The following is an 11,144-nucleotide window of genomic DNA, read 5'->3' as shown; positions in this document are numbered from 1 at the left end:
TGGCGAGCTTGTGTCCTGCCCCGGCAAGGTTGGCGGTGTCGCTGTAGTTTCATTGCCTGTCGACAACGCGACTTGTTCGTTGCTCCCTGTCAGATTCCCGGTGGCATTTCCCGAGTCTGTAATCTGCGACGCGTTATCATCGGCATTCGTTTCCTGCTGAGTATCGGATGAAACGACTGGTGCCTTGGGAGCGTTTTCCCTGGGTTCGGCAACAAGAACGGGTTTTTGCTCAGCATCCGGCACAGTTTGTCCGGCGAGAAAGTAAACGCCTGCAGCTCCAACTCCTGCAAAACCCAGCAAGGACAGTCCAACAAGAATACGTCGGCCCCATCTGGGCGCGGGAGCGGTTTCGTCCAACAACGATTGCTCCGCAGGTGGTGAAGACGGTCTGATGATTGTCCGGTCCGGAATTCCGCTGTTCATCGGAGCGCCAAGTGTCCATTCGGCAATATCCGTCATGGACGCGGGTCTGTTAGCCGGATCAGGTTGCAGCATGGCTTCCAGGAGTGGTCTGAAGCGGTTGTCTATGCCTTCCAACGGAGGCACGGATCGGCGCTTTTCGACAATTTGTGCCTGCGACCCACCCATGTCGATCTGTTTGCCTGTCAGGGCTTCCGCAATAACCAGTCCGAGCGAATAGATATCGCTTCGCTGCGTCACCTTTCCGTCAAAAATGCCGACTTGCTCAGGAGAGACGTAGTTCACCTTCCCTGCAAAACCGTCGCCGATAATCGTAGGACCGCCGGTGTTGGCCCTGGATATCCCGAAATCAATGATCTTGGCCTGACCGACATCTCCGTTCTGCAAAATGATGTTGTCGGGAGAAAGGTCCCGGTGGATTACGTCCCTGTCATGCACCGCCTGCAAGGCCGACGCGACACGTATCAGAAGCTTATAGACCGCCTCCGGTTCCAACGGTCCGGCTTCGAGGCGTTCGCTTAAGGATGGGCCGCCGACAAACTCCATCGCCAGATAATAGATCCCGAGTTCCGGCTCCTTGGCAAACACGAAGTATTGGGTCAGTGCGTCGTGTTTCAGCTTCCGTAGGATCTTGGCTTCGCGCTTGAACAGATCGAGGATCATCGGATCGCGGGCAAAGCTGGCCAATAGTACCTTGATGGCAACGGGATCACCGCTTTCAACGTCCCTCGCCCGGTAGACGGTGCCAATGCCACCATCGGCAATATGCTCCACAATCTCGTAGAGATTGTTGAGACGTGTGCCGGATGGAAGGAGATTATCCGCTGCGTTCATCAGTGACGCGCTCCTTCACCGAAGGTGTCACAATCAATGTCGACAATCACAACCGTGACGTTGTCGGACCCACCTTTTTCCAGAGCCCCGTTCAGCAAGCCGTTTGCGCTCACATTCTGGGAACCGTTGGTCAATAGAGTTCTGATAACCGCGTCTTCCAGGTGTCCCGTCAAACCATCTGAACAAAGTAGAAATCTGTCACCGGACCTCAAGTTGCCGGAGACGAGTTCCAGCTCCAGATCGACTCCCGACCCGATTGCGCGTGTAATCACATGACGGCGAGCGTAATGACGGGCTTCTTCTGGCGTTAGAACATTCTGATCGACTAATTCCTGCGCTTCGGTATGGTCCGTCGTCAGCTGTTCGAGATTTCCGTTTCTGAATCGATAGACACGGCTGTCTCCTGCCCATAGACAGGCGAAATTCGCTTCGAACGTCAGTAACGCGGCAATTGTTGTTCCCATTGGTGCGTCGCCGGCCTGTTGTGAAGCGCGTTCTATCTGTTCCTTTGCATCGATGACCCGGGTCTCGAACTGCTCCAGAAGATCTTCCGCATTCCTAGGAGGGCTAATCGTATTGAGCGCATTTCTGACCAATCCGGAAGCAAGTGCCCCATCGTTGAGCCCTCCGGCGCCGTCCATGACCGCAAAGATCCCCTTTTCTTCGTCGATAAAATAAGCGTCCTGGTTTTCCTGCCGCACCCGCCCGACATGGGTCATACCGACTGCAAATTCACGAAGCGTTTCGCGGGTCGTTTGGGTCATGCCTGATGATCCTCCGAAAAATGTCGCCCACGAGGTTTTTCCACCCCACCTTTCGTGCTTGTTGAACAAGACCGGTTTTCCGGCACAAGAAACCAGAGAAATGCTTCTGCGTGAGGCAATCCCGAACAGGTGAAACCGTAGCGTTTTTTACCCGCATTGCACATGAACTCCGATCGAAGCAGAATTTCCGTGTCCGGCATTGCATCCAAATCTTCGGGTTTACAGACTATCTGATCGTCAAGATCCGGTTGAGTGAGGACCGGGGTAACAAGATTGGCTACATCTTTCTGAAAACCGTCGAATGTTTCACTCTCATCAAGTGTCTTCAGCAATACAGTTTCAAGAGCAGCAAACCAGTTTTCGGAAGGTCTCCCTTCTTCATCGGCGCTTGCGCTCACGAAGACCGTCAAGGGAAATTCACGCCCCACTTTGTCGATGCTTGGCATAAATGCCCCAGCAAGTTTTTTTGAGTGACGGCTCCCGGTCGCTTCAAACGCCATCCAGAACCGCCACACCGGCATGGTCATATAGGCCTCCTCCCAGGCGTCCCTTAAATCCAACCTGGATTGTGTGAGCCCCTGGATCAAAAACGGTTCCCACACTCTTAAGAACCCGGCAGGACAATGCTTGCTCACAAAGTCAGCACGCGCCGGCAACTTTCCGAAGTACCCGCCGCTCATGATCTAAAAACTCGTTGGGCAGCTGAAGTCACCGACCGCAGACAAAAAGAACGGATTCGGTTTTGACCTTAAGGTCACGGTGAATGCCACCTGACGTCCACCAAGCGTCTTACGGATAACGAATTTGTTTTGTCCGGAGCTGACCCGATTTGCGCGCACGAACCGGTAAAATGCCCAATCTCCGTGGATTTCCTGGCGAGATCTGTAGCCAGGCACTTCCGGTTGAATGACAAGAACCACACGTGGCGTTGCAGTATTGCTTGGCCAATCGAAGCTTGCCGGCAAAGGTTCGATCTCGGCGTTGAACCCGGGACCACGCGTTACCAGAACCAGATTGCCATTCACTTCAAGACTGGCCGCATCCGCCTGTTGAGACAGCGCTCGGGGGACAACCTGCAATCCTACGGACGGAAATGCATTGCCCGTGGGAAAGAATGCCTGCTTGATCAGGTCCGCGCGTTCGAATTGTCTTAAGGTCGCGTTGGAAAGTCTGTCCGCCTGGGCAACCTCCGGCTTCCAACTCCAGGGACGTGCTGAGGTATCCACCAGGGCTTTTAGGTTCTGGTCAAAGAACTGCTGCATTACACCTGTGGGAGAAAACAGCTTTGCAAATTCTGTCATAGGGACTTCGGAACGACCGTTTGTGAACGGAAAATTCCGGCCGACTATCTGGCGGCACGCATCCACGACCTGAGATTTCAGCTTCTCATTCAGTTGCGTGATCGATGTTTCCTTGAATTCTTCGTCAAATTCCTTTGCCGACTGAAGAATGAGCTTGTCGAACGGTTGCGGAAACCTGGTGGCGTTGCTTCTTAAAAGCGATGCCTGGATCTGGACGTTGGAATTTGCCGTTTCGCTCTGCAAGGGATTGTTTGCAACCACCAGCAAATTGTCGAGAATATTCTTGAAGTTGACGAGCAAGGCATCGATCTTGCGGCTGTTTTCTCCCTCGACCAGCACGTGGTAAGGCCGGAAATGATCTTCGATGGCCTTGCCTGGAATAATCGTGGGGCCACCGCCTCCAGCCGCGGTACCGAGCGCACTCGTGACGCCACCTGGTGCCAGCGCCTTGAGCCCTGCTTCCAGTCCAATCCGTTTCAATCCACCGGAAGAGTCCAGTACGTATCGCTGAAAGACTTTCTGAGCGGCGTCGGCTCCGGCTTCCTTCGCACTGTCACCGGAAATAGTACCGGCCAGTCCCTCACTTGAAACATCCTGTGTGAGCAATGTTTCACCACGAATGCTTTCGAGTAACTGGACGACCGGGGATGTCGGTGCTGAAACCGCCTGCAAGGTGGTATAGAGCGGTTTGTCGTTGCGCATGGACTTGAATTTCAGGTTGCCAAGCGCTTCTTCCCAGGCCTCGATATAGTCCCTCGTGTAGAGGGCCAGGATCTCTGACGGCAGAGATTGATACTGCCCGGAAAACGCGTCCTGCTGACCTATATTGCCAAAAACCCATTGGTCACGTTCCAGCTCTTCTCGGATGCCGGCAAGGTTCGGAAGTACTGAAAGATGGAAACCGGGATAGGTATAAAACTTGTCGACGGCAACTGTATCGAGCGTGTCACCGTTTTCGGTTTCAAAGACGGTCTCCATATCCGGTCCGCCGCGCTGTTCGGCTATCCAGTCTTCGCTAGCAAGCCCTTTGGCGCGGGATTTCAGCAGCGCATATCCTCTCTCAGCCAAACTGACGCGAGCGAGTTCTCTTTGAACTTCAGCCACAAGGACACCGTCGAGCTGGCTGGTCAGCACGTTGCCGCCGAAATCAAGATCAAGCATGGCTGCGACATGCGTGTTGAGCTCGTTGCGCAAGACCTCCCCTTGAGGACCGGGGAAACTCTGCAGGAAGTCAGCCCTGAAGGAGTTCTTGATCTGATCCTTGTCTATCTCGGGCGCGTCTCCGGCAACCATTCGGTAGAGTTTGGCAAGATTGTAAAGCGTATCGATGTCCTGACCGCCCGGTCCCGTGCGGTTGTCCAGAACTTCGGTCATCTGTTCTTCGATACGCAACAAAAGGCGCGGGCGTAACAGCCGCTCAAGACCACTGCGATAGGATGTTATTCCAGCAGCTTCCAGGCGTTCCCGTTGACTGAGGCCGAATTTTTCCATGAGCGGTGTCGGATCATTCCGGCTGTCATAGCCAGCAGGCAATCCACGGAGCAACGACAGGATGTAAGCCGTATCGCGCAAGCTATCATCGCGCACGATTCTCTGATCCAGCACTCCTTCACCTTCGGCCCTCACCGCAGCGACTGCCTTTGAAGTCTCGTCAATCAGCGCCTTATTGTTAAGATAACTGATGCCCCAAAGGCTTCCGAGGCCGATGGTCACCAAAGCAATGGCGGCATAGGCTGCAATCCGCGTTGCGGTCGCCAGGCGGACCGCATGGCGGTTATGAGTTACCCAGCCGGCCTCACCGATGATCACCTTGTTCAAAAGGTCGCGAAGAAAATAGCTCTTCCCCTGTCCTGACAGGGCCGCGGCCTGATAGGAGGTTCCGAAGGCCTGGCTCATGGAGCCAATCACCCTGTCGATCGCCGTCCCGGTTTGTGTACCCGAGGTGAAATAGAACCCGCGCAGAACCGCATTCGGATAGTACCGACTGGGCTCGAAGACAGCGTTCAAAAATCCCGTCACCCGATCTTTCAACGCCGCCACCTGGGTCGGGAAACCGAACAACATCAACCTTGCGCGCGGATCAGGCTCTTCTTGCAGTCTGTCGGACAATTCTTCATTCAGGCGTTCGACAAGCAGATCGAATTCTGCCGGGGTTTCGGAGACCATGTTTTTGGTCTTTTCCCGTGTCTGGAACGTTGCGCCCCATACGAGATTGCGACGGCTTTCGGGATACGATCCAAAGAATTCCATGAACCCGGCGATAGTGTCTGCCTTGGTGAAGACGACATAGACGGGAAAGTCGATTTTCAGAGTTTTGTAGAGTTCGATCAGCCTCGCCCGGATGGCGTCCGTATGCAGCTTCAATTCCGCCTCGGACAATGTCATCAGGTCTTCCAGACTGATCGATACCATCACGCCGTTCACAGGTTGGCGCGGACGCGCCTTGCGAAGGATTTTCAGAAAGCCAAGCCAGGCTTCACTGTCGTGCTCTTCATCTGAATCCTGTGTGGTATAACGACCTGCAGTGTCGATCAGGACGGCATTTTCCGCGAACCACCAGTCGCAATACCGAGTACCGCCTAGACCTTCCAGTTTTTGGGATTCACCCTTGCCTCTTGCATTCGCGAATTTGAGGCCGGAATGCACCAGCGCGGTGGTCTTGCCCGCGCCCGGCGGCCCGATCACCAAGTACCAGGGAAGATCATAAAGATAGGTTCGAGTGTTGCCGCTCGCCTTCTTCAGGGTCTTGAGCGCATCTTTCATACGCTCGGACATGATCTGCAGGTCTGCTTCACTAGCCTTCGGTTGAAGAATTTCCTGCTCCAGCGCGCGGTTTGCGGCAATTCGCTTATAGATCCGATAGGCCGTCCAACCACCGAGGGTCAGCAATATCACCAAAGCCAGAACGAGGCGGACCCAAAGAGGCTCAATCGGGCGCACACCGGCAATAGCAAGGAAAGGCCCTCCGAACCAGATCAGTGCTATGAGGGCGAGAATGCCTATCAGGATTGCCGTAATTCCAAGCCAGAATTTCATAAAAATTGCCTTATGCTGCGGTTGCCCCGGCTTTAAAATCTAGTTGTTGATCACCAGCCCCTTTGGTGGTGGTTTCAAAAACACCTCCACTCGACGGTTAAGCGCCTTCCCTTCCCTGTTGGTATTGGGTGCGATTGGTTCCTCTGCACCACGGCCTTCCACCTGAACCCGCGCAGGCGCCTGCAAGATCGACTGCATCACCGCAGCCACCGACTTCGCCCGCTCGACTGACAGATGCCAATTTGTCGGGAAACGAGGATTGTTCCGGATCGGATCGCTGTCGGTATGACCGACCACAAGGATTTCCCCTTCAACCTGATCAAGCGTCTTGCCGACCTGTTCCACAAGGAGCTGGAACTCGGGACGCAGCGTGGCGGCGGCAACGTCGAACTGAGCACGCATGCGCAGCATGATGGCGGGACCTGCCTGTTGAATTTCTAAACCGTCCAAACCGGCAAGTTGCTCTGAAACCGTATCGATCGCCGCGTTTTCCGCCGGAGGCGGTGCTGGCGGAGGTTTCGGCGTATAGCCTTCGCGCGCCAACTCAACCGGTCCGGTTGGGTAAAGCGCAGCGGCGCGCCCTGCGAGCACTTCACTGCCCCCCGCCAACAACAGCATCAGGGTTACATATCCCCCGAGCAGTAGCGCTGCAGAAATGGCCGCAACCGACCAGATCGGAACGGAAAATCCTGTTTTTTTCTGTAGGAGATCAAGTCCGCGCCAATGTGGGGAGAGATCATCCCCCGGACGTGGACGAACACGTCTCAGAATTTCATGCAGATCCCGGCGTTCACGTTCTAGGCCTTGCTGCCCTCCCTGGATTGCACGGTACTTGCCGTAAAACCCAAGCGAAAGACACGCATGCATGACTTCCAGAACACCATAATTACGGCCAGGATCCTGCTTTGCCTTTTCCAGCAATTGAAAGAATTCGACACCACCGGTCGCCTGACCGAAAAACTGGGTCAGCATGGAATACTGGGTCCACTGGTGACGTCCTGCCGACGGCAGGTTCTGCACAATATCGTCAGATGTTGCACAAAGCGCATAAGCCGCCGACTGGATCTGATCATCCGTGATCCCGGCGCTGCGCAGTTCTTTTTCAAACGTCTTGATGGCGTTGTAGACATCGCGCATCAGAGCATCGAACTGCGCATCAGTCATGGTCAGGTGAAGCCGTCCCAACAGCAGGAGGAGTGGCGCTGCTGCCCGGGAAATCGGATTGCGGTTGGCGACCCGGATCTGGTTGATGTCGGGCGTATGCGCGAGTTGCCCGGAGGGCTGTGCAGGCGCCGCACCTGCCGCGGCAGCACCCTGTTGTGGTGGAGGTGGAGCAGATGGCTGTTCCGGAGGTGGCGTCCTTAGATCCGGCGCCTTCTGCTGACCGTATTCATAACCGGCCGGTGTCGGCGCATATGGGTCTGGTCTGCTCCCGCTGCCTCCCTGCCAGGGGTCTGGAGATGAGCCAGGTTGCGCGTGAGGCGGAGGCTGAGGTGATGTTTGTCCGGGACCAGGTTGAGGTGAAGGCGGTTCTGCTGGCGGTTGACGCGGCGGTTCAGACGGCTGCGTCTCACTCCAACGGCCACCAGGATTCGGTCTGACGATGGTTTTGCCTTTGCGTTTCGAGACGCCAAAGGGATCGTCGTTGTCCGACATCAACGGCCCTCCCGAATGGCATAGAACTCGAGTTGCAGGTCGGGCCAGTTACCCGAAAACTGAAGACCTATCGCTGAATCCTGACTGAATTCGCGCCAGAGCGGCGTTGTTTTGTCGAGCCTGAAATAGACCCTATCCGTTAGCGCGCGGATCTGTGCCGGCGGAACCGGCATATGGACAAGCGGAATGCCAGGTAGATTGGAATAAACAATCTGCCGCATCTGTCCGAACGGACCGACCTTGAAAAGGCGTGGAAATTCGTTCTGAATTTCGGTCAACGGCCTGCGCGCAGCCACTTCGATTATGAAATTTGCCTGCGCAAACAGATTGCGGTCGACAATCGTCGATTTGAAGGCGTTCGGTGCAAGCTGTTCCAGCGGCAGGCGAATAGCCCTTCTATCGTAACCGGCTGACAGAAACGCCTGGATATCCGCAAGAACCGGCTTGAAGATGTCATGCAGTTTGTCGTGGTCATAGACCGGATAGTTGCGCGCACGGCGTTCGTCGGTCGCAAATGTCGCCAGTTCACCGGCTATCTGCAGAAATTCCGAGTAGAGCCGTTCCGGATGCACATATGCGGACTTTCGCAAATGCATCAGCTGCGGATGGATCCTGTTGAGCATTTGCAAGGTCAGATAATCGAAATTCTGTAACCCTCCACCCGCAGACGTGTCAGCTGCATACCGCGCCAGTTCGCTCAACTTGCGTTCCACCCAACCGATCACGGAATCAGTCCAACCGGTCACGACGGGATGCACGTGACAGGCCAGAACCGGGGGAGCAAAGGTTCCGTCTGTAATGACGATGCGGTCTTTGATTTCGGTGATCCTGGCGACCGGCAGGCAAACCTGCCCGGGATGCGGTGTCGAACGAATGGAATAGATCAACCGTGGATGGGCGACGTCAATCTCTTCTTCCTGCCGGATTGCGGACGTTGAATCGATAATCGTCTCTCGGCCCTGAACATACCGGGTCGCCGTATCATCTCTGCCATTTGCCACTTCGACCGCATTGACCGTGGTTTCCGGGATCCCCAACCAGACGATCTGGCCTGCGGCATCTTCGGGAACATCTATCGCTGGCGGCGGAGTTCCGTCAGCTGGAAAGTTGAACACCGTTCCATCGGGAAAAATTCCTCGGCCGTGGCGTAATGCAAAACGACATTGCTGACCGACATCCTGGTCGATTTCCAGATCTGAAAACCCCCAGGGATAAGGAGACGCCATACGCACCCGCTCATCCAACAGATGTTCGGCATAGCGATCACTCTGTTGCAGGTGGTGTGGCCGCAAAAACAGGCCTTCGGTCCATGCGACTTTGCTATACCACGACATAAAGGCACTGCTCCCTTATTCAGCTGGCGCTTTCGCACCCGTCAAAATTCTAAAAATTCCAATCACATCATCCGGATGACTGATCCGGATCATCACTGCTCAATTCCTCGTAGCTTTCGGTAAAGTACTGCGTAAAAACGCCGACAACACCATCGTCGTAGGCCCCGGACAGGGATGTCCATCGTTCTTGCAAGCGATCCCAGAGCTTGGCTTTCTGATTACCAAATGCACTCTTGGCGACCTGACCATCGTCTTCCAGCGCCTTCGGGGACAATGTGTCGTCAAACCGTGCCGCTGCCTTCTGCATGGCTGCATAAGTCCAGACGTGGTGTTTTTGAATATCCTTGAACGCCGCTGTCATAGCTTTTGCCATCGGCAAATAACCGTTTTCTTCCGCATTTTCAGAGAGCATTGTCTGCAATGCCATTTGCGGTGTCGGAGAGAATTTCAGCGCGTTGTTGCCGCTTCGTCCGATCAGCGTACGATTGGCATTCCGTGTCATGGCCTTAACCTGGCTGCGCGCCTGCAACAGCCCCATCATATCCTCGGTCATACCTTGAAGTACGTTTCCGATTTCGCGCGCAAAATCTTCCGGATCCCTGCCTTCCAGAACAGAAACCGGGATTCCTGCCCCTTCCGCAAAGGCTTTCAGAATGTCTGAAGAGGCTGTTTCCCCGCTGACAGGAGCAACCGCCTGTTCATGAACGGGAGGGTCGGATCGGTCGGAAGGTTCGCTTTCAACACTCCTGGCAGATGCCGTTTCTTTCACGTCGGAGAAGCCATTCTCATCTTCAGATCCGACAAGCGGTTCTGCCAGCCTTTGCCCGGAAGTTTCCGGGAACGGCGAAGGATCGTTCTGCACCGGCTCGGCAACCATGGCCTGCGGTGTCGCTGCCCCTTGCGAATGATCTTCCTTTGCTCCGAGTTCAGGCATTTTGAACAAGGGCTCTTCTTCCTGTGTCGCTGCTCCCGTGCTGCTTTCTCGTGCAAAGGGAGACTGAGACCCTTGATCTTGCGTAGTTCCAGAGAATGCCGGAGTGTCCTGCGCTGGTTGAAGGTGCGGCTGCTGGGCGAGATGGTCCAGTGGATCCGCTTGGGCCGGGCGCACGGGCTCACGTTCAATCGCCCCGGTTTGCGGATCGTAAAGGGCCGGATCGGCGTTCCCGCTTCCATGTCCGTCTCGGCTCCAGACATCGTCGACCGGTGTGCCTATACCTGGTGCCGAGGATGGCGGAGCGTGTCGCCCTTCCATTCCGACTGCTGGAGACGTCCACGGGCCGCCTGCGTTTTCAGTTTGAGGATACAAGGGAGTTTGGCCGGGAGACGGTGCTGAAGGCCAGGAGCTTTCCTGGGCCGCTGGAACGGATGCTTGTGGAGCCTCCCAGGGCTGCGAATGGGATTGCACCGCCGGCGCCGGCGCGTTCGCAAAACCTAGACCTGCAACGTCGTCAGCTTCCAAGGAGACAACAATAATATAGTCTCCGATCATGAGCCGGTCTCCAGACCGCAGCACATGAGCCTTGTCCATGCGGTTCGGACTGCCGTTCAGAAAAGTGCCGTTTGTGGAAATGTCGAACAGGATAAACTGGCCGTCTTCGAAACGCACTTCGCAGTGTTTGCCGGAAACAACCCGTTGCGGATCAGGTAAACTCCAGTCGAGATGATCATGTCGACCGATATCGAACCCGCGATCGGCGCAGCTATATGACACCTGACCGCCGGTCTCCAACCGGTCTACATTTTCTATCTGGAGTGTGATGCGCATTCCGAGCTGTAGTCAGCAACAATGACTTTATTTC

Annotated in this window: 7 protein-coding genes; all 7 read right to left on the bottom strand. The window is 55.3% G+C overall.

From position 1 onward, the window contains the following. Nucleotides 1-1,254: serine/threonine-protein kinase (locus tag K5905_RS16575; protein ID WP_297585845.1), on the bottom strand; the 1,254-nt coding region annotated here is incomplete at its 3' end. Continuing rightward, nucleotides 1,254-2,018, bottom strand: a complete 765-nt coding sequence (locus tag K5905_RS16570; protein ID WP_297585844.1) for a protein phosphatase 2C domain-containing protein — start codon at nucleotides 2,016-2,018, stop codon at nucleotides 1,254-1,256. The genes K5905_RS16570 and K5905_RS16575, both read right to left, overlap by 1 nt. Beyond that, a complete protein-coding gene (gene tagF, locus K5905_RS16565; protein ID WP_297585843.1) occupies nucleotides 2,015-2,698 on the bottom strand; it encodes a type VI secretion system-associated protein TagF in 684 nt (227 codons plus the stop codon). Before tagF ends, K5905_RS16570 begins: the two co-directional genes overlap by 4 nt. Nucleotides 2,699-2,701: 3 nt before the next feature. After that, nucleotides 2,702-6,355: a type VI secretion system membrane subunit TssM gene (gene tssM / locus K5905_RS16560; protein WP_297585841.1), complete on the bottom strand. Its 3,654-nt coding sequence runs from the start codon at nucleotides 6,353-6,355 to the stop codon at nucleotides 2,702-2,704. A 39-nt stretch (nucleotides 6,356-6,394) separates the two neighbouring features. Then, complete coding sequence (gene icmH / locus K5905_RS16555) at nucleotides 6,395-8,011, bottom strand: type IVB secretion system protein IcmH/DotU (protein WP_297585839.1); 1,617 nt, start codon at nucleotides 8,009-8,011, stop codon at nucleotides 6,395-6,397. Next, entirely contained in the window at nucleotides 8,011-9,345 is a 1,335-nt protein-coding gene (gene tssK, locus K5905_RS16550; protein WP_297585838.1) for a type VI secretion system baseplate subunit TssK, read from the bottom strand. The genes icmH and tssK overlap by 1 nt, the downstream gene beginning before the upstream one ends. A 67-nt stretch (nucleotides 9,346-9,412) precedes the next feature. Next, nucleotides 9,413-11,110 carry a type VI secretion system-associated FHA domain protein TagH gene (gene tagH / locus K5905_RS16545; RefSeq protein WP_297585837.1) on the bottom strand — a complete coding sequence of 566 codons (1,698 nt, stop codon included), beginning with the start codon at nucleotides 11,108-11,110 and terminating at the stop codon, nucleotides 9,413-9,415. Nucleotides 11,111-11,144: the final 34 nt, after the last annotated feature.

Origin of the sequence: Roseibium sp., from assembly GCF_025698965.1 — a bacterium.
Taxonomy (GTDB): domain Bacteria; phylum Pseudomonadota; class Alphaproteobacteria; order Rhizobiales; family Stappiaceae; genus Roseibium.
The sequence above is the reverse complement of the archived record's forward strand: the minus strand, read 5'-3'. Positions and strand labels throughout refer to the sequence as shown.